The sequence below is a fragment of the Jatrophihabitans sp. YIM 134969 genome (genome assembly GCF_054456675.1).
The window spans coordinates 1-26,479 of the sequence record NZ_JBTJEQ010000027.1; the positions used below are offsets into that span (position 1 = coordinate 1).

Here is a 26,479-nt window from a genome sequence, read left to right on the forward strand (position 1 = left end):
CCCACCCGGCGACCGGCCGCCGACGCCCCGCGCCCGACCGCGGGGAAGATCGACTACACCAGGCGCGACCGGAACCGGCCCGCCCCGGCGGCGGCCTCGCCGCCCCCGGCTCCGCCGCGTCCGACGCCCACGCCCACCCCGGTCGCGTCCGCGGACAACGCCCTGGACCTGTCGGCCCCCACCAGTCCGCCGCCGCGTCCGGCGCCGCCGCGCGAGGCACCGGCACCGGCACCGGCGCCGGGGTCGGGATCCGGCACTTCACTCGACCTCGGCGGCCCGCCGACCCCCGCCCCGCAGCCGCCCACGCCGGCGTCCTCCGCCTCGTCGTCGCTGGACCTGGGTGGCTCGCCCCGCCCGACCTCGTCCGGGTCGTCGACGGCGTCCACCTCCCTGGACCTTGGCGGTGGCCCACCGCCAGCACCGCCCGCCCCGTCGCCCGCCACGTCGTCGACCTCGCTCGACCTCGGCGGAACGCCGACGCCCGCCCCGTCGTCGTCGTCGACATCGACGTCGCTCGATCTCGGCGGTGGCGGCGACGCCGGGCCGACCGCGCCCGGCGGCGGTCAGCGACGCCCGGCCCCGCCAGCCCGCCCGGCACGCCACCACGTCACCCGCCGCACCCGGCGGGGCGCGTCCACCCTGCTCGACTTCAGCGCGCCGGTGGTGACCCTGAACCGGCTGCAGAGCGGCATCGGGGCGCTCACGCTCGACGCCGTGGTCGGCGACGAGGTCGGCGACCTGCGGATCGGCGCCGCGTACGCGACCACCGACGGCCGGACCGGCACCGTCGAACTCGACGCCCACCGCCGCCACGGGCCGTCGGACCACCGGCCGGTGGTGTGGGCACAGCGGGAGGGGCGGTTCGAGCGCATCGCGATCGACCTGCGGCAGAGCCCGTCGCTCGCCCGGCTGTTGGTGTACGGGTTCTCGCCGTCGAAGGCGGTCGTCGCGTGGGGCGGAACGATGGTGGTCACGACCTACGGCGGTGACCGGGTCGACGCCCCGATCACGTCGCCGCCGTCACCCGCCGTCCTGGCGCTGCTCTCGGTCTACAACGTCGACGGCGAGTTCGTGGTGCGCGCCGAGATGGACCCCGTGGCGGGCACGGTCCGCGACACCTGCCGGGCCTTCGGCTACGACCGCATCACCTGGCTCGACGACCGCACGCCCGTCACCTGACCGCACGGTCAGTTCGGCAACAACCCCTTCGCACGCGCCTGTCCCAGCCAGGCCGGGTACTCGGTCATGAGCAGGTCGAACAGGGCGTCGTCGGAGATGGTGGTGGGGTCCTCGACGCTGAAGAAGTCCGCGTTGTCGAGGTGACGGCCGGGCAGGTCGTCGAGCTTCTCGAGGAACTGGAAGTCGCGGCTGCCCGGCGGCCCGATGGCCATGAACTGCCAGAACATCGGCTCGTAGGACGAACTGGTCAGCTGCTCGCGGGTGAGGTCCTGGTCGGTGGTCGCGCCGTCGGTCACGAACATGACGTACGTGGGCAGCGGTTGCGGTGCGGGCGTCGAGCGGGGTGAGGCGTCGCCGGTGTAGTGCTGCCGCAGTAGTTCCATCGCCCGGCCGTACCGGGTGCCCGCCTCGAGCTTGTGCATCTTCAGCATGTCGTCGACGTACGTGTGGTGGTTGTCGAGGTTCATCGGGGCGTCCTGGTAGGCCTGGGCGCCGAAGAGGAAGACGTCGACCTCGCCGTCGTCGTCGAAGCGCAACGCCAGTGCGAGGACCCGCTCGGCCAACTGCTGCACCTTGCCGGTCTTGTACAACCGGTACATCGAACCGGAGATGTCGAGGCACAGGGCGACCTTCGCGGTGTGCTCGCCCAGACCGCGTTTCTCCAACGAGATCGCGGCTTTCTTGGTGAGGTCGAGCAGCGCCGGTGCCTTCGCCCCCACCTTCTTCTCCATGTCGACGAGCTTCTGCTTCTTCAGCGAGACCGTCGGGGTGGGCGGCGCGGCCGGGGGAGTGGCAACGGGCGGGGCCGCGGCCGCCGGTGGCGCGGCCGGCGTGGTCTGGGCCGGGGCGTCGTCGTCGACGCTGATGCCGAAGTCGCGCGCGAGCCCGCCGAGGCCCGCCGCCCAGCCCTGGCCGACGGCCCGGAACTTCCACTCGCCGCCGCGCCGGTAGAACTCGCCGGTGAGGAAGGCGGTCTCGGTGTCGCCCTGCTGCGCGGTGTCGAGCAACGGGCCGCCGGGCCCCTCGACGGTGAGCGTGAGACCTGTGACCTGGGCGAAGGTCCCGCCGTCGGCCGAGGCCACCACCGCGATGCGTTCGACGTCGGCCTCGACGGCCCCGAGGTCGATGCCCAGAGCGTCGGTACCGGGGGTACCCGGTTGGTGTGTGACGGCACCGGATCCGTGCCGCGGCTGGTTGTAGAAGACGAAATCGGCGTCGGAACGGACCTTCCCGGTGCTGGTCAGCAGCAGGGCCGACACGTCGACCCCGACCGGTCCGGGCTGCCACCGCAGGACCGCCCGGAGGGTGGCGGTGGGCACCGGCGCGTTCTGACCCAGCTGCAGCGTGCTCATCCACCACACCCTGCCAAGTCCCCGCCGCGACGGCCACCGCGACCCGTTCGCTGTGGACGACTCCTGTGGGGGTCCACAGCCTGCGGGCTCCGACTTGACCGCCGCCGTGTTCCCTCCGCTACCGTGTCGCTGCCGCGCTCCTGCGCGGCGGCCCCACCGACCCCAGCGTCGGCCGAGCCGAGGGGACGTCGCCGATGCGACACTTCGACCACCTCACCGCGACGGAACGTTCGCGGTTGTTCTTCCGGGAGCCGGAGCAGTTCGACCGCGACGCGCCCCGCGACACGCTCGCCGTGGCCCTCGGCGGGACCCTCTACGTCCCCGCCACCCGGCCGGAGATCGCGAAAGACCTGCGCAAACAGAGCGATCACGGCGTCGTGAGCACCGTGGTGTGCCTCGAGGACTCCGTGGCCGACCACGACCTCGAGACGGCCGAGCAGAACGCCATCCGGCAGCTGCGGCTGTTCGCCGAGGAGCGCCACGACGGACCGCTGGTGTTCGTGCGGGTCCGTGCGCCGCACCAGATCCCGATGCTCATGGACGCCCTCGGCGAGCACGAACGGGTGCTCTCCGGCTTCGTCATCCCGAAGTTCACCGCGCGTTCCGCGGATGTTTACCTCGACGCGGTGGGGAAGGCCTCGCAGCAGGCGGGCCGCACCATGCTGTTCATGCCGGTGTTGGAGTCACCGGAGTTGGCGTTCGTCGAGAACCGCACCCGCCAGTTGCTCGACATCAAGACAGTCCTCGACGACGTCCGCGAACACGTGTGCGCGGTGCGGGTCGGGGCGACCGACCTGTCGTCGGCGTACGGACTGCGCCGTGGGCGTGACCTGACGGTGTGGGACGTCCGCGCCGTGGCCGACGTCATCGCCGACATCGTCAACGTCTTCGGCCGCGCCGACGGCACCGGCTACGTCGTCACGGGCGCCGTGTGGGAGCACTACGCCAACGAGGAGCGGCTGTTCAAGCCGTTGCTGCGGCAGTCGCCGTTCGACGAGCACGAGGCCGAGCACCTGCGCGCCCGCCTGTTGCGCAACGACCTCGACGGTCTCCTGCGCGAGATCACCCTCGACAAGGCCAACGGCATCATGGGCAAGACCGTCATCCACCCCACCCACATCGCCGCCGTCCACGCGTTGTCGGTCGTCACCCACGAGGAGTACAGCGACGCCACCGACATCCTCGTCACCCAGGGTGGCGGGGCGACGGCCTCGAGCTACCGCAACAAGATGAACGAGTCCAAGCCGCACATGGCGTGGGCGCGACGCACCCTGCAGCGGGCGGCGGCGTTCGGCGTGGCCCACCCCGAGATCTCGGTGGTCGACCTGCTCGGTGTCGGACTGGTGAAGTGACGCCCGTCTGGGACGGCTCGTGGGTCGCGGCGGAGCTCGGCGTCGACCTGGTCACCGAACACGGGGTCGACGGTCGCTCGCTGCCGGATCTCGTCGGCCTGGCCGTGCGCCGCAACCCCAAGCGCGCCCACCTGCTCGTGTCGACGGTCCTGGGCAAGCACATCCCGACCGATCCCCGGACGGTGCTCGCGGCGTCGTCGTTGCTGGGTGCAACGGTGGCGTCCGTGTTGGGCGACCACGCGGCGGGCGCGGTCGTGTTCGGGTACGCCGAGACCGCCACCGCGCTGGGTCACGGCGTCGCCGACGCCCTGGGGGCCTGGTACCTGCACTCGACGCGTCGTGACGTCGCGGGCGTGCCCGACGCGCTCCGCTTCGAGGAGGCCCACAGTCACGCCACCACGCACCTGGTGCGCCCGGGCGACGCCTCGTGGCTCCGCGGCGCCGGTGCCCTGGTGCTGGTCGACGACGAACTCTCGACCGGTCGCACCGCGCTGGCCACGATCGCAGCGCTCCAGGAGCAGTTCCCGCGGCAGCGGTACGTGGTGGCCGCCCTGGTCGACCTGCGCGGCGACACCGACCGCGACGCGTTCGCCAAGGCGGCGGCCGACCTCGGCGTGCACCTCGACGTCGTCGCGCTCGCGACCGGTCGGGTCGCCCTGCCGGCGGACGTGCTCGAGCGCGGGGTGGCTCTCGCGGACCGCATCGCGCCGCCGGCGACGGTCGACGGGCCGCTCGGCGAACTCGTGCGGGTCGAGGTGGACTGGCCGCGCGAGCTCGCCGACGGCGGCCGGCACGGCATCACCGCGCCGGACACCGGACGGCTGACCGCCGCCGCCACGAGGGTCGCGCACCAGCTGTCCGTCGGCGGCGACGTCGTGGTGCTGGGCACCGAGGAACTCATGTACGCGCCGCTGCGGGTCGCGGCCGCCCTCGCCGATCGCGAACCGGACGCCCGGGTGCGCTTCTCCGCCACCACCCGTTCGCCGGTGCTGCCGCTCGACCGGCCGGGCTACGCGATCAAGCGGGCGCTGACCTTCCCCGCCCACGACACCGACGACGCGGCCGCGCGTTTCGTCTACAACCTCGACGCGGACGGCCGCCCCACCGACGTCGTGCTCGTCGTCGACGAGGTCGGCGACACCCCGGCCCTGCACGCCGCGGGTGGTCTGCTCGACCAGGTGCGTCGGGTGACCGACCGGGTGCACCTGGTCGTGCTGCCGTTCCACGTCCCGTTGCCGGAACCGTTGCATGGGCCAACGTTCGGGTCGTACGCCGCCGACGAGGTCAGCTGGTTGCTCACGGACCTGTCCGGTGTCGACCTCGAGGCGCCGACCGAGGAACGTGAGGAGGCGGTGCAGTCCGGCGGCGCGCACTACGCCGAGTCGTTGCCGATCGAGTACCAGCCGAGCGCTGCGTACCAACGCCTCTACGAGCGGGCCCTGGCCGACTCCGCCGCCCGGCTCGCGGTCGCCGTCGGCGTGGTGACGGAGCTGGTGCTCGCCGAACGCGGCCGCGGTGTCGTCCTGGCCTCGCTCGCCCGGGCCGGCACACCGATCGGGGTGCTGATGCGCCGGTGGGCCGCGCGGGTCCACGGCCTCGACGTGCCGCACCGTGCCGTGAGCATCGTGCGCGGCCGCGGTCTCGACCAGACCGCGATGCGCTGGCTCGCCGCCCACCACGACTCCGCGGACGTCGTGTGGGTCGACGGCTGGACCGGCAAGGGGGCCATCTCCCGCGAACTCGACGCGGCGGTGGCCGAGTCGAACGCGCAGCACGGCACGGCGTTCTCGTCCGACCTCGCGGTCCTCGCCGATCCCGGCAGTTGCGTGCGTACCTTCGGCACCCGCGACGACTTCCTCATCCCGTCCGCGTGCCTGAACTCGACGGTCTCCGGCCTGGTGTCACGCACCGTCCTCAACCGCGACCTGCTCGCACCCCACCAGTTCCACGGCGCGAAGTTCTACGCCGACCTCGCGCCGGTCGACGTCTCCAACGCGTTCGTCGACGCCGTGAGCGACCGCTTCGACGAGGTCCGGGCCACCGTGGCCGCCGAGGTCGAGCGGGCCGCCACCGCCGACCGCACCCCCACCTGGGCGGGGTGGCGCGCGGTGGAGCAGATCGCCGAGACCTACGGCATCCACGACGTCAACCTGGTCAAGCCCGGCGTCGGCGAGACCACCCGGGTGCTGCTGCGCCGGGTGCCGTGGAAGATCCTCGTGCGCCCGGACGCCGCGGCCGACACCGCCCACGTCCGGCTGCTGGCGGACGAACGCGGCGTGCCGGTCGAGGAGGTCGACGGCCTCGCCTACAGCTGCGTCGGCCTCATCCACCCGCGCTTCACGCGGGGCGCGACCGGCGCCGACGGCACGGCCGCCTCGTGACGCCCACACCGGGCGTGGTCCTCGTCGCCTGCGACCTCGACCAGACCCTCGTCTACTCCCGCCGGAGCGCCGCGGCCCCGGTCGACGACGCCGTGTGCGTCGAGATCTACCAGGACCGGCCGCAGTCGTTCGTCACGCCGGTCGCCGCCGCCGCGATCGGTGCGCTCACCGCCGCGGGGGTGTTCGCCGCCGTCACGTCGCGCACCCGCGAGCAGTTGGCCCGGATCACGCTGCCCGGCCCGCCCCCGCGCTTCGCCGTCGCGGCGAACGGTGGCCGGTTGCTGGTCGACGGTGTCGAGGACCTGGGCTGGTCCCGGGCCGTCGAACGACGCGCGGCCGAGGGCACGCCGCTGGCCGAGGTCGAGCGTCACGTGGCCGAGCTGTGCCGCCCGGAGTGGACCACCGCGCGCCGGGTCGCCGAGGGTCTGTTCGTCTACGCCGTGGTCGACCTCGACCGGATGCCCACCGACGTCGTCGCGCGGGCCGCGGCGTGGGCGGCCGACCACGACTGGGCCTTCTCCGCGCAGGGCCGCAAGCTCTACTGGATCCCCCGCGGGGTCAGCAAGGGGGTGGCGGCCCGCGAGCTCGCCGAGCGGGTCGGAGCGGAAACCCTGCTGGCGGCGGGGGATTCCCACCTGGACCGCGACCTGCTCGAGGTCGCCGACGCCGGGTGGTTGCCCCGCCACGGCGAACTGGCCCAGGCCGGCTGGCGGGCGGCCCACGTCGAGGTCACCGACGGTGTCGGGCTCGCGGCGGGGGAGCAGATCGCGGTGGCCCTCGCCCGCCGGGCGGTCACGGAAGGCGTCCCCGCGTAGCGTCGCGTCCATGCCCTGGAGCGCACGCGACATCCCCGACCAGCGCGGTCGCACCTTCGTCGTCACCGGCGCGAACAGCGGCCTGGGTCTCTCGACGTCGAGGCGGTTGGCCGAGGCCGGCGCACGCGTGGTGATGGCGGTGCGGCGCGTCGACGAGGGCCGGGCCGCGGCCGACGGCATCACCGGCCACACCGAGGTCCGCCACCTCGACCTGGCCGATCTGACCTCGGTGCAACGGTTCGTCGAGGACCTCGACGGCGAGGTCGACGTCGTCGTCGCGAACGCCGGGATCATGGCGGTCCCGCTCGCGCGCACGGCGCAGGGGTTCGAGTCGCAGTTCGGCGTCAACGTCCTCGGCCACTTCGCGCTCGTCGGTCGGTTGCTGCCGCGCCTCACCGACCGGGTGGTGTGGTTGTCCAGCGAGGCCCACCGCATCGGGAAGATCTCCCTCGACGACCCGAACTGGGAGCGACGCCGCTACCGCCGGTGGGCGGCCTACGGGCAGAGCAAGCTGGCCGACCTGGTGCTCGCGTACGAGTTGCAGCGCCGCGCGGTCGACGCCGGGTCGCCGCTGCGGTCGCTCGCCGCCCACCCCGGGTACGCGTCGACCAACCTGCAGTCCCACACCGAGTCGTTCCAGGACCGGGTCATGGCCGTCGCGAACCGGGTGGTCGGCCAGAGCGCCGACATGGGTGCGTTGCCGACTCTCTACGCCGCCACCGTGGCCGACGTGCCCGGCGGGTGGTACCTCGGGCCCGACGGCCCGGGCGGCATCGGCGGGTACCCGACCCCCGTGACGTCGAGCCGCCGCAGCCGCGACGTCGTCACCGCCCGCGCGCTGTGGGAGCTGTGCGAGCGGCTCACCGGGGTCACCCCCGAGGTCTAGCTCGGCAGGATGTTGACGGCGCGGGCCGCCACCAGCGCGATGGTGCCGAAGGAGATCGCCGCCTCCACGGTGAACCAGGCCTTGGTCGGCCGTGAGAGCGGCATGGTGTCGGTCGGGGAGAAGGCCAGCGCGTTCGTGAACGCGACGAACAGGTAGTCCACGAACTCCGGCCGGAACCCCTTCTCGAAGCGGGGGTCGCTCATCTGCGGGAACAACAGGTCCGGCACGGTGTCGTCGCCCGTACCGCGCGCCCGTGCGGCGGGTCCGCCCCGGTCGACCTCCCAGAACACGAACCCGAACGCGGCGACGTTGGTCACCCACACCACCACGCCGCCGAGCAACAGGTCGCCCGGTGTGAGCGCCCCGCCGCTGACGATGTCGTGGACCAGCAGACCGAGCGAGACGAAGTTGGTCACCACGACCAGGGCGATCAGGCCGATCGACAGGCCGCGCGCGAGCTTCTCCGCCTCGGGCGGGAGGTTTCGTTTCGCGACGTAGAGGACGACCGCGAGCACGACGATCGTCCACCCGACGATCTCGGGCGCCTGGAGCGCGGCCAGCCGGTCGGGCAGCAGCAGGTGCAGCAGGCCGATCGCGACCATCGCCACCGAGGTCCACAGGTGGGACTCCCGCGCGGCCTGCCGCCACAGCGGGCGGTCGTCGGCGGGCTCGGCCACGTCCGCAGTGTCGCGGGACCGGGCGTTCGAGCGGCGTTGGCGCGCCGAGCGACCGGTATCGTCGAACCATGACCGCACCGGCCCCGAACACCGAGGCGGCCGCCCCGCGCGTCCGCGTGCCGGTGGGCCGCATCCTCGCGGTCGCCGTGCGGCCGGGGTTCGTGGTCGGTCACCTGGTCGTGGTCGTGCTCGCGGTCACCACGATCTGGCTCGGGCGGTGGCAGTGGCACGCGGCGCACGTCCACCACGGCTCGGTGCAGAACTACGCGTACGCGTTCCAGTGGTGGATCTTCTGCGCGTTCGGCATCGCCATGTGGATCCGCATCATGCGTGACCGCGCCGTCCGCGACCTCGAGCCGCAGGCCGTCGAGAGCTCGGACTCCGGCCCGGCCGCGGCTCCCGCCGCCGAGACCCTCGGCGCCGGCGCACCCACCGGGTACCGCCCCTACGTCATGCCGACCTCCGGGCAGATCGACGCCGACGACCCCGACGACGTGATGCGCGCCCGCTACAACGCCGCCCTCGCCGAGCGGCACAGCGGCGGCCGGTAGCGTCGATCCGGTGACGACCACCGCCGATCTCAAGCCCCGGTTGCGGGGTGCGCTGACGCGGTACCGGGTGATGGCCTACGTCACCGGTTCGCTGCTGATCGTGCTGACCGTCGCGGTGATCTGGAAGTACACCCTCGGCGGCGACGTCGCCGACGCCATCACCACGGTGGTGGGCATCGCCCACGGCTGGCTGTTCATCATCTACCTGCTCACCGTGGTCGACCTCGCCATCCAGGCGCGGATGAACTGGTGGCGGATCATCGCCGTCGCCGCGTGCGGCACCATCCCCGTGCTCACCTTCGTCGCTGAGAGGTCGACCGTGAAGGCGGTCGTCGCCGGTCGCTCCCCGAGGTGACGGGGTTATCCTCTGGCCCCGTGAACCTGCAGAGTGCGCGTGCGTGGCTCGGGACGCTGATCCGGCTCGGTCTCGCGGCGATCTGGGTGTGGGCCGGGTGGTCCAAGCTCACCGACCCGAACGAGTTCGTCCGCGCGGTGCGCGCCTACGACGCGACCCCCGAGTGGCTCTCGCAGGCCATCGGGTACGGCCTGCCGGTGCTCGAGCTCATGCTGGCCCTGCTCCTGCTGTTGGGCCTGGTCACCCGGGCCGCGGCGGCGGTGTCGGGACTGTTGTTCGCGGTCTTCCTCGTCGGGCTCATCCAGGCCGCGGCGCGGGGCATCAAGCTCGACTGCGGCTGCTTCGGCGGCGGCGGGGCCACGGACGGCGCCACGACGTACACCCTCGACATCCTGCGTGACGTCGGGCTGCTGGTCCTCGCGGTCTACCTCGTCCTGTGGCCGATCACCAAGCTGTCGGTCGACTCGTACCTGGGCCGCAACGACACCGTGCCGCTGCCGTCGGCCAAGCGCATGCGCACCGAGGCGGGTCAGAAGAAGTACAACGCGATGCTCGCCGCCCGTAAGAAGCAGGCGCAGAGCCGGTCGGTCTACCTGCTGTCGGGCATCGGCGTCGTCGTCCTGCTCGTCGGGATCATCGGCATCGGCGTGCAGGCCAAGCGCGCGGACGTCGCGGGGCAGCTGACCGCGACCAACGCCTCGGTCGTCACCGGCGTCACGGTGGGGCAGGCGTCGGCGCCGGCGAAGGTCGTCGCGTACGAGGACTTCCAGTGCCCGGTCTGCAACAACTTCGAGCAGACGGTCGGCGGGAAGCTGTCGGCCCTGGTGGCGGCGGGCAAGGTGCAGATCCAGTACCACCCCGTCGGTTTCCTCGACCGGTCGTCCAACGGCAACCAGTACTCGTCGCGGGCCTCCAACGCCGCCATCTGCGCCTCGGACTACAGCGTGGAGTTCTTCCAGCAGTACCACGCCTACCTCTACGGCAAGGTCGACGGGACCGACGTCCAACCCGCCGAGGGCACCGACGGCCGCACCGACGCCGACCTGATCGGCTACTTCGCCAAGGCCGTCCCCACGGCCACCGACGAACAGAAGACCGGCTTCACCGCCTGCGTCACCGGTGACAACCACAAGGCGTTCGTGCAGAAGCTCACCGACAACGCCTCGAAGAAGGGGATCAACTCGATCCCGACGGTGTTCCTGAACGGTCAGGAGCTCAAGACGCCGGTCACCGACCTGCTGCCCGCGATCGCCGAGCTCGGCATCGACACGAACGTGACACCGTCGCCCACCCCGACCGGTTCCGCGACGAGCACGCCGACGGGTTCGGCCACGGCGACGCCGTCCCCGACGTCCTCGCCCAGCGCCGCCAGCTGACCCACACCCCCACCGGTCGCTTCCGAGGATGCGACCGGTGGGAGCGGGACGGTGACCCACCCCCCGGTTCACGGTAGGAACACGGGTACGACACAGCTCGTACCTGTTGACCCCGTCGTTCCGAGGAGGTTCCGATGTCGGCGTTCGACGTCGAACTCGCCGCCCTGCCCGCGGCGAAGGCGGAGACCGACCAGGTCCACGGCCGGCTGCAGACCGCCCTCGGTGACGTCACCGCGAAGGTGACCTCGCTGCTCGGTAGCGGGTGGTCGGGACCGGCGGCGACCGCGTACCAGCAGGCGTTCGAGGACTGGCAGGACGGCGCTCGCGACGTCCTCGCGGCCCTCGCGACGATGTCGGGTCTGCTCGCCACCACGGAGCAGGAGTACGCGGTGACCGACGCGGGCGCGAGCGAGCGCATGCAGCGGCTCGGCGGGCGGCTCTCGTGACCACGTACCGCGTCGACCTGGACGCCCTCGACGACACCATCACGTTCATGCAGAGCACGTCCGACACCGTGGCCGCGGAACTGGCCGCGTTGGACGCCCACATCGCGCAGTTGCACGACGTCTGGTCCGGCGACGCCGCCGGCGCGCAGTGGGCCGCCCACCAGGAGTGGTCGGCGGGCGCGGCCGAGATGCGCGCCGCGCTCGACGCGATGCGCGAGGCGGCCCGCACCGCGCACACGAACTACAGCAACGCCGTGGCGGCCAACCAGCAGATGTGGGGCTGACGGGCGTGGGCATCCCGATCGACGTCGACACCACCTCGTACGAGAGCGCGTCCGACTGCTTCTACGACGCGAACGACGACGCCGCCGACGACGTCATCCAGGCGGCGACGTCGGCGGACGCCGGCGGGGGCATGGCGGGCTGCGACAGCAGCGGTGTCGAGTGGGCGGCCCAGTACGACGCCGCCGCGCAGCAGGCCCTCGTGGCGGGGGAGACGCTCGTGTCCACCCTCGGTCACCTCGGCAGCCTGCTCGCGGCCACCGGCACCAACCACGCCGACGCCGACTCGTCGTCCGTGCCGCCGGGGTACGGCGGCGGCCCGTACGGCCCCGGCACCACGAGCGGCGGCCGCGGCGACGGCTGCACCATCTCGGTCGGGTCGCCGCCGAGTGCGGACGGCTCGCCCGGCAACGAACCGACCGGCTGGGGGCTCATCGCCCACGTCATGTCGTGGACCTGGCCCAACGGCGACCAGGACACCCTGCGCAGCGTCGGTGACGGCTGGATCACCGCGGGCGACCAGCTCGACACGCACAGCTACGGCCTCTCCCAGGCGCTGTCGCACATCCGCTCCGTGACCTCGCCCGAGGTGCCGTCGGTGGTGCAGGCGTGCACGGACGCCCAGACCCACATGCAGGACCTCGGCGGGGCGTACCGGGAGATCGGGCAGGCCTGCAAGGACTACGCGGGCTACCTCGACGACGCCCACCACGAGGTCGTCAGTGAGCTGGAGAGCCTGGTCGAGTGGACGATCGGGATCGAGGCGGCCGGCGCGTTGGGGGCCCTGTTCACGCTCGGTGGGTCGGAGGCCGCGGCCCAGGCGGCCGAGGCCGGACGCATCAGCGTCACGGCCGGCCGGGTCGCGAACGTCCTGTCCAAGCTGGCCGAACTGGTGCGCACGGTGGTCGGCGTCGTCAGCAAGGCGTTCACCAAGATCGCCGAGATCGTCGCCAAGCTCAAGAACCTGCTGTCCAAGGGGATCAGCAAGGCCATCGAGAAGGTCGGGTCGAAGTTGCCCGGAGGTGGCAACATCGGCCGCAAGCTCGACGAAGCGGTGGTCCACGGCAAGGGCAACATCCCGGTCGAGGGGCCGCCGAACGGCATCGTGAAGAAGATCGGACCGGACGGGAAGGTCAGCAACTACACCGTGTACGACGAGAACGGCCTGGCCATCAAGCGCGTCGACCTCACCGGCCGCGCCCACGGTCCGTACCCCACACCCCACACGCTCGAGTACAGCCACAACGTGAACCCCAGGACCGGGAAGGTGTTCGTGAACGACACCGGCAACGTGCGGCCCGCGACCCCGGACGAGATCCCGTGACCGGCACCGCGGAGGTCCTGGAGCGGTCCCACGACCCGTCGTGGGAGGTCCGCAAGGCGAGCGCCAGCGCGCTCGGCGCGCTACTGCCCGAGCCGGCCGCGTTCGCGCGGCTCGTCGAGCTCGTCGACGACCCGGAGAACACCGCCGTGGGGCAGCAGGCTGCGATCGAGTTGACCCTGCGCGGCGGCCGACCCGGTCTCGCCGCGGTGGCCCGGGCCTTCGGCACCCTCGAGGACGACATCGGCTACTTCATCGCCGGGGCGCTCGGCAACCTGTGGCAGACCGACGCCCTCCCGGTGTTGCCCGCGGAGCTGCGCGCGCTCGCGACCTCCGACGACCCCGAGGTCGTCCGCGGAGCCGCGGAGCTGCGGGAGTACCTGCACACCGACTGACCCCGCCGCGGGGCCGGCCTCGTGGCCGGGAGCGCGGACCGGGCTCAGGAATCCAGTTCGACGTCGGTGAACAACCCGGTGACCGCGCCGTGCGCCGCGCCGAAGAAGGCGGGGAAGAACTCGGCGCCCTCGGGCGAGGAGGTCGCGGCGGAGGCTTCGTCGTACCCGGCGAAGTACAGGTCGAGCGTGCGCGACTTCGGAGTCGGCGTGCCGTCCTCCTTCGGCCAGACCTTGCCCGACTCGAGCTTGAGCAGGGCCGGCAGCTTGCGGGCCTTCTCGATCAGCCCGGGCAGGGCCGCCTCGAAGCCGGCCTGGTCGTCGAGGTCGTCCACGATCAACTCGATCTTCGTCGTCACCCGCCCGAGCTTAGGCCGTCCGCAGGCCCCTCGGGCCTACCCGCTGGCGAGTGCCTGCAGGTGGTTGCGCACCGCGACGCCGTGGGGTTTGGCCGGGGTGTGGGTCGTGTAGTTCTTGATGAGGGTGTAGGCGCTGCAGCCGTCGGCCGCGATCTCGGCCGGGCTCTCGACGACCCAGCCCCACGCGAGGTAGCTGACGCCCGCCGAGTCGGCCCACTTCATGTAGGTGGCGTCGAAGGTGTTCGCCGTGTGGACCGAGCAGGTGCTCACGAGGTAGTTGTCCTCCGCGAACTCACCGGTCACGACCGGCACCTTCGCCGCGACGCCGGCGACGGCCGACTGCCAGCAACCGAGGTGGTCGCACGCCTTGCCCATGTAGTTGTGGAACGACGCCGCGACCGCGTGCCGCGGGTCCTGCAGCCCGTGGTTCAGCCAGTCCCCACCGTGGTCGGTGTCGCCGAGGTCGTTGGCGTGGTCGAGGCCGCCGGCGAGCACCGGTTGGTGGGCACCGGTCGCGCGGACCGCGTCGACCAGCGTCTGCAGGCCGGCGACGGTGTAGCGGCCCGCGGGGTTGTCGTTCTCGTCGTAGGACGTGGTCGAACACGGGCCGCCGCCCGCGGTGCCGGCCGTGGTGCCGGTCTGCCAGCAGTTCCACGTGACGGTGTCGGCGCTGTCCTGGTCGTCGCCCGAGCGGGGGTCGGTGGGGTCGTACGGCTCGTTGAACAGGTCGAACACCACGGCGTGGTCGGAACGGAAGCGCGTGGCCACCGACGTCCAGAACGCCGGCGCGTGGTCGAGGTCCGGCATGGGCTGTTGCTCGAGCGCGACCTGGCTTCCCGGCGCCGACCAGTGCAGGTCGAGGATCGCGTAGAGCCCGTGCCGGTGCAGGGCGGCGACGTAGTCGACGATCTCCTGCTGGTAGCCCGCCTGCGTCAGTGCCGGGTCGGCGCCCTCGTTGCTGTTGGGTTGGCCGTTGATGCCCAGCCAGCAGTCCTCGTTCATGGGCACGCGGACCGCGTTGGCACCCCACGACGCGACGGCTTTGGCGTCGGCGCCGTCGAAGTGGCCGTCGTCGTACCCGTATCCGTCGACGCACGCGTACTCGGTGCTCGGGTGGTTCACGCCGAGCAACCGCACGGTTTTCCCGGCGCCGTTGACGAAGTGGTTGCCGACCACGGTGATGGACAGGGGCACGGCCGCGGTCGCGGTGTCCGGCGTGGTGCCGACCACTGCCCCAGCGGCGAGCGTGACGGCCACGAGGACCGCCCGTCGGCGTCCGTGGCGGGTGCGGATCTGTCCCATGCGGTTCTCCGTTCGAGGGGCGGCCGTGCGGGAGTCCACCACGTCGGAGCACGGCACCAAGGCCCGAGTGACCCCCTGTGCGCGAAGGGGAAACTCCCCGGCGAGCCTCGAACGTGATCCGTACCCGAACCGGAGTTGCCGGGTGTGGGGCACCATGCAGGGGTGCCTCGCACCCTGGTCGTCATCGACGTGCAGAACGACTACTTCCCGGGCGGCGCCCACCCGCTGGTCGGGCCGGACGCCGCCGCGGCGGTCGTCGCCGACCTGCTCGCGCGGTTCCGTGAGCGCGGCGAGCCGGTGGTGTTCGTGCAGCACCTGTGGGACGAGCCCGATGCGCCCTACCTGCGCCAGGGTTCCGCCGGCGCGCAGATCCACCCGAGCGTGCTCCCGCGCGACGGCGAACCGGTCGTCACCAAGGAGTTCCCCAACGCGTTCCTGCACACCGACCTGGCCGAACGCCTCGACGGCGCCGACGGGATCGTCGTGGTCGGGATGATGACCAACATGTGCGTCGACGCCACGGTGCGCGAGGCGGTCGACCGCGGGATCGACACGGTCCTCGTCGCCGACGGCTGTGCGGCGTCCGACCTCGCGTGGGGCGGCACGACCGTGGACGGCGCCACCGTGCACACCGCGTTCCTCGCCGCGCTCGCCGACGCCGGGGCGACCGTCGTCCCCGCCGCCGACCTGCCCTGAGGCGCTCCCGGCCGGCCGGGTCCTAGTCGTCGTACACGTAGAAGCCCCGCCCGGTCTTGCGCCCGAGCAGCCCCGCCTCGACCATGCGCGCGAGCAGCGGCGGCGGCGCGTAGAGCGGCTCCTTGAACTCCTCGTACAGCGAGAGCGCGACGGCGCGGGTGGTGTCGAGGCCGATGAGGTCGGCCAGCGCCAGCGGTCCCTGCGGGTGCGCCGCGCCGAGCACCAGGCCGCGGTCGATGTCCTCGGCCGTGGCGAAGCCCGACTCGAACATGCGGATGGCCGACAGGATCAACGGGATCAGCAGCGCGTTGACCACGAAACCCGCGCGGTCCTGACACTCGATGGCCTTCTTGCCCAGGGTCGTCTCCACGAAGGAGCGGGCCTTCTCGACCGTCGCCGGGGCCGTCATGAGCGACGGCACCAACTCCACCAGCTGCAGTACCGGCACCGGGTTGAAGAAGTGCACGCCGATGACGCTCTCGGGCCGCCGGGTGACCACGCCGAGCTTCATGATCGGGATCGACGACGTGTTGGAGGCGAGCAGCGCGTCCCCGGCGGTGACGATGTCGTCGAGCTGACGGAACAGCGCCGTCTTCGACGCCTCGTCCTCGACGATGGCCTCGACCACCAGGTCACGGTCGGCGAGCGCCTCCAGGTCGGTGAGGACCCGGATGTGGCCCAGCACGGCGTCGGCGCTGGAACCGCCCGCGCCGTCGAGCTTGCCGCGGCTCTCGGCCCGCTTGAGCGACTTCTCCAGCCGTGCCCGTCCCGAGTCGGCCGCGGTGGCCGACCCCTCGACGACGACCACGTCGAGGCCCGCGCGGGCGCTCACCTCGGCGATGCCCGCCCCCATCAGTCCACAACCGACCACGCCGACCCGGTTCATCCGGCCCCCGCCTCTCTCGTCTGGTTCGTCCCTCGCCTGCAGCCATCATGGCCACCGGTCGGTGCCGCGCCCGCGCCGACCCGGAGTTGCGTGCGGGTCGGACCGCCGGTGACCACGAGTGCGAGCTCTGGAGACCTGACGCGGCGCGGGACGGCGTGTCCGGGCAGCGTGAACGGTGCGCTGAGCGGCACGGCGTCGGAGTGGCTGTGGTGATCCGGGCCGCCGACGGGTAGGACGACACCAGCGGTACAACGCCACACCGACATCCGTCGGCCGCGTCGAGGAGCGGCTGAGGAGCACCACCACATGTGTCACACCACCCGATCGGTCGTGGCCCACGGCGACACCGCCGTGGGCGCGGTCCGGACCTGGATCCGGGCGGGTGTGGGCGTCGACTACCCCGACTGCGCGGAACTCGCCGACGACGCGGTCACCGTGGCGTCGGAGTTGGTGAGCAACGCACTCGAGGCGGGTGCGTCGGACGTCGTCGTGACCACGACCTCGCACCGGACCGCGATGACCGTCACGGTCGCTGACGACGCTCCTGGTGTGCCCCACCTGCTGACCGTCGATCCGGATCAGACCTCGGGGCGGGGGCTGCTCATCGTGGCCGCGCTGGGCAGCGGGTGGGGCGTCGAGATCACACCCGGCGGCAAGAACGTGTGGGCCGACCTCACCGTGGGACCCGCTGCCGCTCTGGGCTTCGACTGCCGCCGCTCCGGAAAGGGTTGAGCGGGGGCTACGGTTCCCCGGTGGCCGACCCCGCGAGCGCGTCGACCCTGCTGACGGACTCCGCCGCCGCCCGCACGTACCGCGCGGCGTTCCGGTCGACGCCGACCGCGGTGACGTTGCTGTCGGTGGACCTGGTCGTGCTCGACGTCAACGCCGCGTTCACCGCCGCCACCGGCCGAGCCGCGGCGGACCTGGTCGGCAAGAACCTGTTCGAGGCGTTCCCGAACAACCCCGACCTGGTGGGCGAGGACCACGCCGCCGCGGTGCGAGCGTCCCTGACCAGGGTCCGCGACACCGGTGAGCCGGACGAACTGCTCGGCCTGCGCTACGACATCCCGAGCCCGGACGGCTTCGTCACGCGGTACTGGGACATCACCAACGTCCCGGTGCTCGACGACGACGGGGTGCTGGTGGGGTTGTTGAACCGGGTGCAGGACGTCACCGTCGCCCGAGCGGAGTTCGAGGCCCACGACGTCGCCCGGACCCGCGCCGGCGAGCTGCAGGTGCAGGTGGCGTCGGCGCAGGCGGACCTGCTGTTGCGCGCGGCGGAACTGCAACGGCTCAACGAACGGCTGCGGTTGAGCAGCGACCACGACCGCAGCGTGGCGCAGGCGTTGCAGTCGGCGATGCTGACCCGGCTGCCGGAACCGGACCACCTGCACCTGGCCGCGCGGTACCTCACCGCGACCGGTGGCGAGCAGGTCGGCGGTGACTGGTACGACGCCGTGCTGACCCCGGGCGGGGCCACCACGGTGATGATCGGTGACGTCGTCGGGCACGACATCGACGCCGCCGGCCTGATGGGGCAGTTGCGCAGCATGCTGCGGGCGTTCACCTGGGACTACGGCGATCCGCCGTCGCGGATCGTGTCGCTGCTGGACCGGTCGATGCGCGACCTGGGGGTCGACACCCTCGCCACGTTGGTGGTGCTGTGCATCGAGCAGGACGCCGAGGACGCCGCGGCGGGGACACGGACGTTGCGGTGGACCAACGCCGGTCACCCGCCACCGGTGCTGGTGGGACCGGATGGCGACACCACGGTCCTGCACGGCGCGGTCAGCGAGCCGCTGCTGGGGATCCGGCCGGACCTGCGCCGCTCGGACCACACGCATCCGGCCCCGCCGGGGTCGACGTTGCTGCTGTACACCGACGGGTTGATCGAGACCCGCGGCGAGGATCTCGATCACGGCCTGGACCTGTTGCGGGCCAGCCTGACCCGCCACCACCGGCTGCCGACCGAGGACCTGCTCGACGCCGTGTTGGCCGACACCGTGGGGGAGCACCCGGACGACGACGTCGCCGTGCTCGCCGTCCGGTTCCACCCCGAGGACCGACCCCGCCCGGCCGAAGCCGGACCGGCGCATCCCTGACGCCGGCGCCCCGCACGTTCTGCTGCGGGTACCCGCAACCGCCGGTAGCTGCTGTACACAGGAGAGTGTTGCGCTCCATCGGGGGATGAGCGCAGCACACGGGGGAACGTCGGTCAGGCCCAGCGCCGCCCGCCTTCCGGACAGCCGCCCCGCTCGGAAAGCCCCGGTAGTGCGCGACCCGGGCGGGGCGTGCTCACAACCCTCCCGCCGCGCGAGGGTCCCGTCGCCTCCGGCCCGACGATCACCGGTGTCCGGCCACGGTGTCCCCGACGCGGTCGGCTGTGAGGGCGTCCAGTGGGGGCCGTTCAGTGGGGGCCGTTCCGTGGCCGCGACCCGGGACACCGGGGAGCAGTTGGCGCGCAGTCGCGCCGCACATGAGAACGGAGGCCCCGGAATCCGGGGCCTCCGTACGGGTGGAGCTGAGGGGACTCGAACCCCTGACCCCCACACTGCCAGTGTGGTGCGCTACCAGCTGCGCCACAGCCCCGAGAACCTGAACGAGCCTACACAGCGGGGTCGAGCCGGCCGGAAGCGGGCCGCCGGTCGGGGTCGCGCGACGCGCCGAGCCGCCCGTCCGGGGGCTCCTGCACCGGCTCCGAGGGTCGATCACCCATACTGGTGGCTCTGGACCTCCCGGAAAACGGGGGGTCGGTCGTCCGGTGGCCACCCCAAACGGCCATCCCGGCCCCACCGCCGGACGCACACGAGCACAGATCGGAGAGCTTCGTGAACCGCAAGGAACTCGTCGCCGCCGTGGCCGAGTCGGCCTCGCTGGAGCAGAAGACCGTCGACGCCGCGCTGCGTGGACTGCAGACCGTCCTCGAGGACGCCGTGAGCAAGGGCGAGAAGGTCAGCGTCCCCGGCTTCTTCGCGTTGTCGACCGGCCAGCGGGAGGCCCGCGAGGGTCGCAACCCGGCCACCGGCGCCACCATCACCATCCCGGCCGCCACCACGGTCAAGTTCTCGGCCGGCAGCGCCCTCAAGGACGCCGCCAACAAGTAGGACCTCGCACGGCCGAACGGCCCGGCCCTCCCACCGGAGGGCCGGGCCGTTCGCGTTCCCCGGGCCCTACACCCGGGTCCTGAGAGCAGATGCAGAGGATCCGATGGCTTCGGAGTGGTTCCTCCGGCCCGGTTCCTGTGGAAATCTCCCGTCGTCACGCCCAGCCGTCCGTGACGCGGTCTGCCCCCAGGAGCTTCCATGCGATTACCCTCCCGTCGTCACGCCTCTGTCACCGCGGGCATCGCCGCGGTGCTGGCCGTAGGAGGGTTGGTCGTCGCGACACCGCCCGCGTCGGCGGCGCCGGTGCCCGGCGACGACGCCCCGACCTACCTCACGCCGAAGGGCGACCGCGAGGACGGGTCGGACGAGCAGGGCTTCGACAAGCTCCGCGACGCCTACTACTGGAGCGACCTGCTCGCGGGCGACGACGGCGGCATCGACGGCGACAAGGCGGCGGCCCTCCGCGCGAAGGCCGTCCAGGAAAACAACGCTACGGCGACGTCGGACAGCAAGGCCGCGGGCGGGCCGTCGGGCACCTGGGCCAACCAGGGTCAGTCGCCGGTGGTCCAGGTCGCACGCACGAGCAACACCCTCGAGGCGGTCTCGGGCCGGGTCACGGCCCTGGTGATCCGCCCCGACGGCACGGTCATCGCCGGCGGCGCGCAGGGCGGGGTCTGGACCTACGACCAGACGACCAAGGTCTGGACCTCCCGCAGCGCCGACACCGACACCCAGTCGGTCGGCGCGCTGGCCGAGTCGACGTCGAACCCGGACGTCGTCTACCTCGGTACCGGTGAGGGCAACCTGGCCGGCGACAGCTACTACGGCAACGGCGTCTACCGCTCCGACAACGGCGGGGTCTCGTGGCGCAAGGTCTCGGGCGACTCGTTCGTCGGGGTCTCGACCTCGCAGATCGTGGTCGACCCGCGCAACGCCGACCACCTGTTCATCGCGACCCTGCGCGGACGCGCGGGCGCCCAGCGGGTGACCCCGCCGGGGGCGAAGGTCTACGGCGTCTACGAGAGCAAGGACGGCGGCACGACGTGGGCGCTGCGCAAGGGCACCACGGATGAGTTGCACGGTGCAACAGACCTGGTGATGGACCCGACCTCGCCGTCCACCCTGTGGGCGTCGTTCTGGGGCGACCAGATCTACCGCACGACCAACTCCGGGGCCACGTGGCAGCCGGTCATGGGCGACCTGCCCCACGGCAACTTCCTCGAGGGCGGGACGCGCTTCGCGCTCGGCCTGTCCCACCCGCGCGGCGCGGCGAAGGCCACCGTCTACGTCGGCTTCGACTACTTCGACAGCAAGGACGTCTACCACGAGTCGCAGCTGTGGAAGACGACGAACGACGGCGCCCACTACGCCCTGACCGGGCAGGGCACCGGCATCGACTCCATCGTCGGGTACTGCGGGACGCAGTGCTTCTACGACAACCTCGTCCGGCCCGATCCGCGGGACCCGGACACCGTCTACCTGCTGGGGCTCTACGGCTACGACAACAGCCCGCAGTCGGGCGGGATCTTCCGCAGCAAGGACGGCGGCGCCACCTGGAAGAACCTCGGCTACGACCTGCACCCGGACTACCACGCGTTCGCCTACGACCCGAACGACCGCAAGCACGTGGTCCTCGGCAACGACGGCGGCGTGTGGCAGTCGCACAAGGGCGGCGGTCGCAACCAGGCCGACGACCCGCTCAGCGCGGCGGACTGGGAGAACCTCAACGGCCAGGTCGACCCGGCCACCGGCGCCCTGGTGCACGACACCAAGCTGACCATCGGACAGTTCGTCAGCGCCGCCACCGTCCCGCAGGTCCCCGGCCAGTACTGGGGCGGCACGCAGGACAACGGCACGCAGCGCAAGTCCACCCTCAACAACCGCTGGTTCGACCAGGCGGGCGGCGACGGCGGCAAGCTCATCGTCGACCAGACCACGCAGAACACGGTCAACCCGGCCGCGGCCGCCTACGTGTTCGGCGAGTACTACTCGATCTCGCCGTTCCGCTTCAGCCCCTCGACCGTGAGTTCGTTCAACGGCAACGAGGCGATCGACGGCGGCATCGACACCACGGACCGGTCCGAGTTCTACGTGCCGATGGTGCAGAACCGCGGCCGCGTCAACCAGCTGTTCCTCGGCACCTACCGGCTGTACCGCACCGACAACGCCGAGACGGCCAACGCGGCCGACGTCACCTGGTCGCCGATCAGTGGTGACCTCACCGGCGGGTGCACCCAGACCGCGCCCAACGGAGCGCGCGGATGCCTCATCAGCGCGATCGGCGTGGCCGACGGTGGGAGCGGGGTGTACGTCGGCACCGACGACGGTTACCTGCAGGTCTCGCCGGACGCCGTGACCGCGGCGAAGCCCACGTTCCGACGGGTGGGTGTCGGTGTCCTGCCGAAGCGGCCGGTCGCGGGCTTCGCGGTCGACCGGAGCAACTGGCTGAACGCGTACGCCTACTACAACGGTTTCTCGGCCGCGACGCCGAAGCAGCCCGGGCACGTCTTCCACACCACCGACGGCGGTCGGTCGTGGACCAACGTGACCGGCAACCTGCCGGACGTCCCGGTCAACTCGGTGCAGATCGACCCGTCGAACCCGAAGGCGCTGTACGCCGGCACGGACGTCGGCGTCTACACCACCACCGACGCCGGCCGCACCTGGGCCAAGCTCGGTACGGGGATGCCGAAGGTGTCGACGTGGTCGTTGGACTACGACGCGACCAACGGCGTCCTGCTCGCCGGGACCCACGGCCGCGGTGCGTACACGCTGACGTCGAGCAAGCCGACGCCCGCGCTCGTCGAGTCGACGACGACCTCCGGCAAGCCGGTCGGTCCGGGCTCGCAGGTCGACTACACGATCTCCGTGCGCAACTTCGGCAGCGGACCCGCGACCGGCGTGAAGGTGCGGGCGCCGCTCCCGCCGCGGTCGGCGTTCGTGTCGGCGGGTGGGGGCGGCACGGTCGTCGGCGACGCCGTCACCTGGACGGGCAAGAGCATCGCCAAGGGTGCGACCCTGACACTGACGTTCAGCGTGCAGCTGTCGGGGACACAACCGGCCGGCGCGACGGGTGTCGTGCTGGACGGCCCGCGGGTGACCTCGGCCGAAGGCCCCGGCACGGTCGGCAGTCCGCTGACGACCCGCTTCGCCAAGCCCGACGCGGTGACACTGCAGGCATCGCAGACGGCCGCGGCCAAGCCGGGCGCGACCGTGAGCTACCCGCTCGTGCTGACCAACACCGGGTACCAGGCGGGCGCGTTCACGCTGACGGCCAACGGGACCTGGACGACCAAGGTGTTCGCGGCCGACTGCACGACGCCGGTCACGACCACCGCGACCGTCGCCCCCGGCGCATCACTGTCGCTGTGTGCAACGGTCAAGGTGCCGGCGGGTGCGGGTGACTCCGCGACCAAGCCCAGCACGGTCACGGCGAAGTCCACGACGGCTCCGACCGCGACGTCGTCGGTCACGCTGACCACCATCGCGTACAGCGACCCGGTGCTGGTGGTCGACGGTGACAGCAACGCGCCGGACGTCGCGAGCTACTACACCGACGCGTTGACCGCGGCCGGCGTCGCCTACGACACCTGGGACCTCACCGCGAACCCGACGTTGCCGGCCTCGGTGCTGACGACCCACGAGAAGGTGGTGTGGTGGACCGGGAACACCTATCCGGCCCCGGTCAGTCCGTACGAGCCGCAGCTCACCGCCTTCCTCAACGGTGGCGGCGGGTTGTTCCTCTCCGGGCAGGACGTCCTCGACCAGTCGGCCGGGACCACCGCCTTCGTGCGGAACTACCTGCACGTGGACTGGGACGGCACCGAACGGCAGAACGACAAGGAGACCGCCACGGTCAGCGGTGTCGCCGCCAACCCCGTGACGGCGGGTGTCGGCACCGTGCCGCTCGACCACGACGTCCTCGGCGCCACCTACGAGGACGAGATCACCCCGATCGACCCGGCGGCGTCGGCCTTCACCGACGACACCGGCGCGACCGACGGTCTGACGGTCAAGACGGACGGGTACGCGGTGGTCTTCCTCGCCTTCCCGTTCGAGGCGTACGGCACGGCTGCACAGAAGGCGACGCTCATGCAGAACGTCCTGACGTACCTGGGATGACATGCTGGCGTCGTGGACCACGACGCTGACGGGGGCGGGCACCTACGGGTGCCCGCCCCTGTCCGTTCCGACGGCACCGCGGCCCGGGCCCTGGTCGTCGACGACGAGCCCGGTCTCGCCGAGGTCGTGGCGCGCTCGCTCGCCCGCAACGGGTGGTCGGCGCGGGCCGCGGTGAGCGGTGAGACCGCACTCGTCCGGGCCCGGGAGTTCCGCCCCGACGTCGTGGTGCTCGACGTGATGCTCCCGGACGTCGAGGGCCTGGAGGTCCTGCGCCGCCTGCGGGCGCAGGACGACACCGTCGCGGTGCTGTTCCTGACCGCGCGTGGCGAGGTGGCCGACCGCGTCGCCGGGATCGCCGCGGGCGGCGACGACTACGTGGTGAAGCCGTTCAGCACCGAGGAGGTCCTCGCCCGGCTCGCCGGTCTGGTGCGGCGCTCGGGCCGGCTCGGACCGTCCACGCGCGTCCTCGAGGTCGGCGACCTCGTGCTCGACGAGGACGCGCACCGGGTGACCCGCGCCGGGGTCGAGATCGGGCTGACCGCCACCGAGTACGAGGTGCTGCGGCTGCTGATGCGTCACGCCGGGCGGGTGCTGTCCAAGGCGCAGATCCTCGACGGCGTCTGGCGTTACGACTTCGGCGGCAACGCCCACGTCGTCGAGCTCTACATCAGCTACCTGCGGCGCAAGATCGACGCCGGCCGCGAACCGGTGATCCACACCGTGCGCGGGTCCGGGTACCTCGTGCGCGCGGCGCCATGAGATCGGTGCGTCCGCGGACGTTGCAGGGGCGGATCACCCTGCTGCTCGTGGGTGTCCTCGTGGTCGCGACGGCGTTGGCCGGCGTGGCGACGGCCCTCGGCCTGCGCCTGTTCCTGCTCGGACGCCTCGACGACCAGATCACCGCCGCGGGCGGCCGGTTCGCGGCGAGCCTGGAGGTGGGCACCGGCGACGACGTCGTCCCGGGCCAGGCGGTGGGCACGCTCGGGGTCCGACTGCTCGACGACCGGGTGGACGAGGCCGCAGTGGTGGGCGGGGACGGCCGCGGCGTGGCGGTCGAGCTGACCGACGCCGACGTGCGCCACCTCGCCGGGTTGCCCGTCGACGGCACGAGCCACACCGTCGACCTCGACCGGTTGCACGACTACCGGCTGCAGGCCCGGCCCGGGCCCGACGGCGCCGTCCAGGTCACCGGGCTGCCCGAGGCGGAGGTCGACGCGACCATGCGACGGCTGATCGCCGTGGAGGTGGGGCTGTTCGTCCTCGTCATCGCGGTCGCCGCGGGCGTCGTGACCCTGCTGGTCCGCCGCACGCTCCGACCCCTGCGGCTCGTGGCCGAGACCTCCCGCGAGGTCGCGGCGCTCCCGCTCACCTCGGCCGCGGTGGCGGTCCCCGCCCTGCGGTTCGGCCCGGACACCACGTCCGAGGTCGGCAACGTCGCCACCGCCTTCGACCACATGCTCGACCACGTCCGCGACGCCCTCGCCACGCGCGACCTCACCGAGGACCGGCTGCGGCAGTTCGTCGCCGATGCGAGCCACGAGTTCCGGACGCCACTGGCGAGCATCCGCGCGCACGCGGAGTCCCTGCGCGACGACCCGACGTCGGCGCAGGCGCTGGACCGCATCGACGACGCGACCCGCCGCATGGCCTCGCTGGTCGAGGACCTGCTGGTGCTCGCCCGGCTCGACCACGCCGGTCCGCGCGCGCCCGAGGTCACCGACCTGTCCCGGCTGGTCGTCGAGGAGGTCGACGGCGCCCGCGGGGTGGCGCCGGGGCACCGGTGGCGGCTCGACCTGCCGGACGACCCGGTCGAGGTCGCGGCCGACGGCGAGCAGCTGCGTCGGGTCGTCGCCAACCTGGTCGGCAACGCGGCCCACCACACGCCGTCGGGAACGACCGTGACCGTCGCGCTGCGCTGCACCGGCTCGGGCGCCCGTCTCGAGGTCGCCGACGACGGGCCGGGCATCCCCGCCACGCTGCAGCCGAAGGTCTTCGACCGGTTCACCCGCGGCGACACCGCTCGGACCTCGTCGCACGTCGGCGCGGGTCTCGGACTCGCGATCGTGGACCGGGTGGTGAGCGCCCACGACGGGTCGGTGACGCTGACCAGCGCTCCCGGTGCCACCTGCTTCACGGTCGCCCTGCCGCGTACACCGCAGCTACACGAAGGCGTTCCTACCTTCGGCACATGACCCGCGCCGTCGCCCCTGCTCGCCCCTCCGCCACCGTGGAACGCAGCCCGCTGTACTCCGCGATCATCGGGGTCGCGTCGCTCGTCGTGCTGCTGCAGGCGGTGTGGGCCGGGTTGTTCATCCACGAGGGACAGGACTACTCGGAGGGGTGGGTCGAGGTCCACGCCCGCGGGGCGGACGTCGCGATCGGGCTGGGGGTCGTCGCGGCGATCGTCGCGTTCGTCAAGCTCCGCGGCCGACGGGACCTGCAGATCGGCACGGTGCTGTTCGTGATCGCGCTGGTCGTGGAGGCCTACATCGGCGGTCTGATCGGTGACACGTCGTCGCTGACGGTCGTGCACTTCCCGCTGGCGATGGTCATCATGGGCCTCGCCGTCTGGTTGCCGCTGCGCGCCACGCGCCGCGGCTGACCGCTCCGGCGGTCGGCCACCGCCACCGTTGCAGGGTGCAACG

At 72.3% G+C, this 26,479-nt stretch carries 24 protein-coding genes, 1 tRNA gene and 1 pseudogene; 20 read left to right on the forward strand and 6 right to left on the reverse strand.

Annotated elements, in window-relative coordinates; all coding sequences use genetic code 11:
* Window positions 1-1,179 (forward strand): annotated as a pseudogene (locus tag ACXR2U_RS14685) (hypothetical protein); the annotation flags it as partial.
* Window positions 1,180-1,187: 8 nt separating this feature from the next.
* Here the strand turns inward: ACXR2U_RS14685 and ACXR2U_RS14690 are convergent.
* Window positions 1,188-2,531: a VWA domain-containing protein gene (locus ACXR2U_RS14690; RefSeq protein ID WP_458825806.1), complete on the reverse strand. Its 1,344-nt coding sequence runs from the start codon at window positions 2,529-2,531 to the stop codon at window positions 1,188-1,190.
* A gap of 194 nt (window positions 2,532-2,725) precedes the next feature.
* Here ACXR2U_RS14690 and ACXR2U_RS14695 point away from each other — a divergent pair, with 194 nt between their 5' ends.
* Genes ACXR2U_RS14695 through ACXR2U_RS14710 form a run of 4 tightly spaced genes read left to right on the forward strand, consistent with a single transcriptional unit; the run spans window position 2,726 to window position 7,965 of the window.
* A complete protein-coding gene (locus ACXR2U_RS14695) occupies window positions 2,726-3,883 on the forward strand; it encodes an HpcH/HpaI aldolase/citrate lyase family protein (protein WP_458825807.1) in 1,158 nt (385 codons plus the stop codon).
* Window positions 3,880-6,264: a phosphoribosyltransferase gene (locus ACXR2U_RS14700; RefSeq protein ID WP_458825808.1), complete on the forward strand. Its 2,385-nt coding sequence runs from the start codon at window positions 3,880-3,882 to the stop codon at window positions 6,262-6,264. The genes ACXR2U_RS14695 and ACXR2U_RS14700 overlap by 4 nt, the downstream gene beginning before the upstream one ends.
* The gene (locus tag ACXR2U_RS14705) at window positions 6,261-7,079 is read left to right on the forward strand and encodes an HAD family hydrolase (protein ID WP_458825809.1); all 819 of its coding nucleotides are present in this window, start codon (window positions 6,261-6,263) and stop codon (window positions 7,077-7,079) included. The genes ACXR2U_RS14700 and ACXR2U_RS14705 overlap by 4 nt, the downstream gene beginning before the upstream one ends.
* 10 nt (window positions 7,080-7,089) lie before the next feature.
* Window positions 7,090-7,965 carry an oxidoreductase gene (locus tag ACXR2U_RS14710; RefSeq protein WP_458825810.1) on the forward strand — a complete coding sequence of 292 codons (876 nt, stop codon included), beginning with the start codon at window positions 7,090-7,092 and terminating at the stop codon, window positions 7,963-7,965.
* Here ACXR2U_RS14710 and ACXR2U_RS14715 read toward each other — a convergent pair.
* Window positions 7,962-8,642, reverse strand: coding sequence for a hypothetical protein (locus ACXR2U_RS14715; RefSeq protein ID WP_458825811.1), 681 nt, complete (start codon window positions 8,640-8,642; stop codon window positions 7,962-7,964). The two genes, ACXR2U_RS14710 and ACXR2U_RS14715, sit on opposite strands and share 4 nt — an antisense overlap.
* 68 nt (window positions 8,643-8,710) lie before the next feature.
* Here ACXR2U_RS14715 and ACXR2U_RS14720 point away from each other — a divergent pair, with 68 nt between their 5' ends.
* The 7 genes from ACXR2U_RS14720 (at window position 8,711) to ACXR2U_RS14750 (ending at window position 13,368) form a co-directional block, all read left to right on the forward strand.
* Window positions 8,711-9,193, forward strand: coding sequence for a hypothetical protein (locus ACXR2U_RS14720; protein ID WP_458825812.1), 483 nt, complete (start codon window positions 8,711-8,713; stop codon window positions 9,191-9,193).
* 10 nt (window positions 9,194-9,203) lie between these two features.
* Window positions 9,204-9,548 (forward strand): DUF3817 domain-containing protein, encoded by a 345-nt coding sequence (locus ACXR2U_RS14725; RefSeq protein WP_458825813.1) that lies wholly within the window; start codon window positions 9,204-9,206, stop codon window positions 9,546-9,548.
* Window positions 9,549-9,568: 20 nt separating this feature from the next.
* Window positions 9,569-10,924, forward strand: coding sequence for a MauE/DoxX family redox-associated membrane protein (locus ACXR2U_RS14730; RefSeq protein WP_458825814.1), 1,356 nt, complete (start codon window positions 9,569-9,571; stop codon window positions 10,922-10,924).
* Between the two features lie 134 nt (window positions 10,925-11,058).
* Entirely contained in the window at window positions 11,059-11,370 is a 312-nt protein-coding gene (locus ACXR2U_RS14735; RefSeq protein WP_458825815.1) for a WXG100 family type VII secretion target, read from the forward strand.
* Window positions 11,367-11,654, forward strand: a complete 288-nt coding sequence (locus tag ACXR2U_RS14740) for a WXG100 family type VII secretion target (protein WP_458825816.1) — start codon at window positions 11,367-11,369, stop codon at window positions 11,652-11,654. Before ACXR2U_RS14735 ends, ACXR2U_RS14740 begins: the two co-directional genes overlap by 4 nt.
* A 5-nt stretch (window positions 11,655-11,659) precedes the next feature.
* Window positions 11,660-12,976 carry a polymorphic toxin type 24 domain-containing protein gene (locus ACXR2U_RS14745; RefSeq protein ID WP_458825817.1) on the forward strand — a complete coding sequence of 439 codons (1,317 nt, stop codon included), beginning with the start codon at window positions 11,660-11,662 and terminating at the stop codon, window positions 12,974-12,976.
* The gene (locus ACXR2U_RS14750; protein ID WP_458825818.1) at window positions 12,973-13,368 is read left to right on the forward strand and encodes a HEAT repeat domain-containing protein; all 396 of its coding nucleotides are present in this window, start codon (window positions 12,973-12,975) and stop codon (window positions 13,366-13,368) included. Before ACXR2U_RS14745 ends, ACXR2U_RS14750 begins: the two co-directional genes overlap by 4 nt.
* Window positions 13,369-13,412: 44 nt before the next feature.
* Here the strand turns inward: ACXR2U_RS14750 and ACXR2U_RS14755 are convergent, their stop codons facing one another.
* Both ACXR2U_RS14755 and ACXR2U_RS14760 read right to left on the reverse strand, forming a co-directional pair.
* Complete coding sequence (locus ACXR2U_RS14755) at window positions 13,413-13,724, reverse strand: EthD family reductase (RefSeq protein ID WP_458825819.1); 312 nt, start codon at window positions 13,722-13,724, stop codon at window positions 13,413-13,415.
* Window positions 13,725-13,760: 36 nt separating this feature from the next.
* Window positions 13,761-15,026 (reverse strand): glycoside hydrolase family 5 protein, encoded by a 1,266-nt coding sequence (locus tag ACXR2U_RS14760; RefSeq protein WP_458825820.1) that lies wholly within the window; start codon window positions 15,024-15,026, stop codon window positions 13,761-13,763.
* A 162-nt stretch (window positions 15,027-15,188) separates the two neighbouring features.
* Between ACXR2U_RS14760 and ACXR2U_RS14765 the strand changes: the two genes are divergently transcribed.
* Window positions 15,189-15,722, forward strand: a complete 534-nt coding sequence (locus tag ACXR2U_RS14765; protein ID WP_458825821.1) for a cysteine hydrolase family protein — start codon at window positions 15,189-15,191, stop codon at window positions 15,720-15,722.
* Window positions 15,723-15,744: 22 nt separating this feature from the next.
* On the opposite strand, the gene ACXR2U_RS14770 is transcribed toward ACXR2U_RS14765, so the two are convergent.
* The gene (locus tag ACXR2U_RS14770; RefSeq protein WP_458825822.1) at window positions 15,745-16,608 is read right to left on the reverse strand and encodes a 3-hydroxybutyryl-CoA dehydrogenase; all 864 of its coding nucleotides are present in this window, start codon (window positions 16,606-16,608) and stop codon (window positions 15,745-15,747) included.
* 306 nt (window positions 16,609-16,914) lie between these two features.
* On the opposite strand from ACXR2U_RS14770, the gene ACXR2U_RS14775 reads away from it, so the two are divergent.
* Together ACXR2U_RS14775 and ACXR2U_RS14780 are read left to right on the forward strand one after the other, a co-directional pair.
* Window positions 16,915-17,340: an ATP-binding protein gene (locus ACXR2U_RS14775; RefSeq protein WP_458825823.1), complete on the forward strand. Its 426-nt coding sequence runs from the start codon at window positions 16,915-16,917 to the stop codon at window positions 17,338-17,340.
* 20 nt (window positions 17,341-17,360) lie between these two features.
* Window positions 17,361-18,710 (forward strand): PP2C family protein-serine/threonine phosphatase, encoded by a 1,350-nt coding sequence (locus ACXR2U_RS14780; RefSeq protein WP_458825824.1) that lies wholly within the window; start codon window positions 17,361-17,363, stop codon window positions 18,708-18,710.
* Between the two features lie 414 nt (window positions 18,711-19,124).
* On the opposite strand, the gene ACXR2U_RS14785 is transcribed toward ACXR2U_RS14780, so the two are convergent.
* Window positions 19,125-19,197, reverse strand: a tRNA-Ala gene (locus ACXR2U_RS14785).
* Between the two features lie 239 nt (window positions 19,198-19,436).
* On the opposite strand from ACXR2U_RS14785, the gene ACXR2U_RS14790 reads away from it, so the two are divergent.
* The 5 genes from ACXR2U_RS14790 to ACXR2U_RS14810 all read left to right on the forward strand — a co-directional run bounded on the left by ACXR2U_RS14790 (window position 19,437) and on the right by ACXR2U_RS14810 (window position 26,436).
* The gene (locus ACXR2U_RS14790; protein WP_458825825.1) at window positions 19,437-19,712 is read left to right on the forward strand and encodes an HU family DNA-binding protein; all 276 of its coding nucleotides are present in this window, start codon (window positions 19,437-19,439) and stop codon (window positions 19,710-19,712) included.
* A gap of 198 nt (window positions 19,713-19,910) precedes the next feature.
* A complete protein-coding gene (locus tag ACXR2U_RS14795; RefSeq protein WP_458825826.1) occupies window positions 19,911-23,834 on the forward strand; it encodes a hypothetical protein in 3,924 nt (1,307 codons plus the stop codon).
* Between the two features lie 12 nt (window positions 23,835-23,846).
* Window positions 23,847-24,593 (forward strand): response regulator transcription factor, encoded by a 747-nt coding sequence (locus ACXR2U_RS14800; RefSeq protein WP_458825827.1) that lies wholly within the window; start codon window positions 23,847-23,849, stop codon window positions 24,591-24,593.
* A complete protein-coding gene (locus tag ACXR2U_RS14805; protein ID WP_458825828.1) occupies window positions 24,590-26,026 on the forward strand; it encodes a sensor histidine kinase in 1,437 nt (478 codons plus the stop codon). Before ACXR2U_RS14800 ends, ACXR2U_RS14805 begins: the two co-directional genes overlap by 4 nt.
* The gene (locus tag ACXR2U_RS14810) at window positions 26,023-26,436 is read left to right on the forward strand and encodes a hypothetical protein (RefSeq protein ID WP_458825829.1); all 414 of its coding nucleotides are present in this window, start codon (window positions 26,023-26,025) and stop codon (window positions 26,434-26,436) included. Before ACXR2U_RS14805 ends, ACXR2U_RS14810 begins: the two co-directional genes overlap by 4 nt.
* Window positions 26,437-26,479: the final 43 nt, after the last annotated feature.

What these genes read in the sequence shown, in the direction of transcription:
- ACXR2U_RS14690 (WP_458825806.1), bottom strand. Translation starts at nt 2,531, where the DNA reads ATGAGCACGCTGCAGCTGGGTCAGAACGCGCCGGTGCCCACCGCCACC.
- ACXR2U_RS14695 (WP_458825807.1), top strand. Translation starts at nt 2,726, where the DNA reads ATGCGACACTTCGACCACCTCACCGCGACGGAACGTTCGCGGTTGTTC.
- ACXR2U_RS14710 (WP_458825810.1), top strand. Translation starts at nt 7,090, where the DNA reads ATGCCCTGGAGCGCACGCGACATCCCCGACCAGCGCGGTCGCACCTTC.
- ACXR2U_RS14720 (WP_458825812.1), top strand. Translation starts at nt 8,711, where the DNA reads ATGACCGCACCGGCCCCGAACACCGAGGCGGCCGCCCCGCGCGTCCGC.
- ACXR2U_RS14735 (WP_458825815.1), top strand. Translation starts at nt 11,059, where the DNA reads ATGTCGGCGTTCGACGTCGAACTCGCCGCCCTGCCCGCGGCGAAGGCG.
- ACXR2U_RS14760 (WP_458825820.1), bottom strand. Translation starts at nt 15,026, where the DNA reads ATGGGACAGATCCGCACCCGCCACGGACGCCGACGGGCGGTCCTCGTG.
- ACXR2U_RS14770 (WP_458825822.1), bottom strand. Translation starts at nt 16,608, where the DNA reads ATGAACCGGGTCGGCGTGGTCGGTTGTGGACTGATGGGGGCGGGCATC.
- ACXR2U_RS14775 (WP_458825823.1), top strand. Translation starts at nt 16,915, where the DNA reads ATGTGTCACACCACCCGATCGGTCGTGGCCCACGGCGACACCGCCGTG.
- ACXR2U_RS14795 (WP_458825826.1), top strand. Translation starts at nt 19,911, where the DNA reads ATGCGATTACCCTCCCGTCGTCACGCCTCTGTCACCGCGGGCATCGCC.
- ACXR2U_RS14805 (WP_458825828.1), top strand. Translation starts at nt 24,590, where the DNA reads ATGAGATCGGTGCGTCCGCGGACGTTGCAGGGGCGGATCACCCTGCTG.
- ACXR2U_RS14810 (WP_458825829.1), top strand. Translation starts at nt 26,023, where the DNA reads ATGACCCGCGCCGTCGCCCCTGCTCGCCCCTCCGCCACCGTGGAACGC.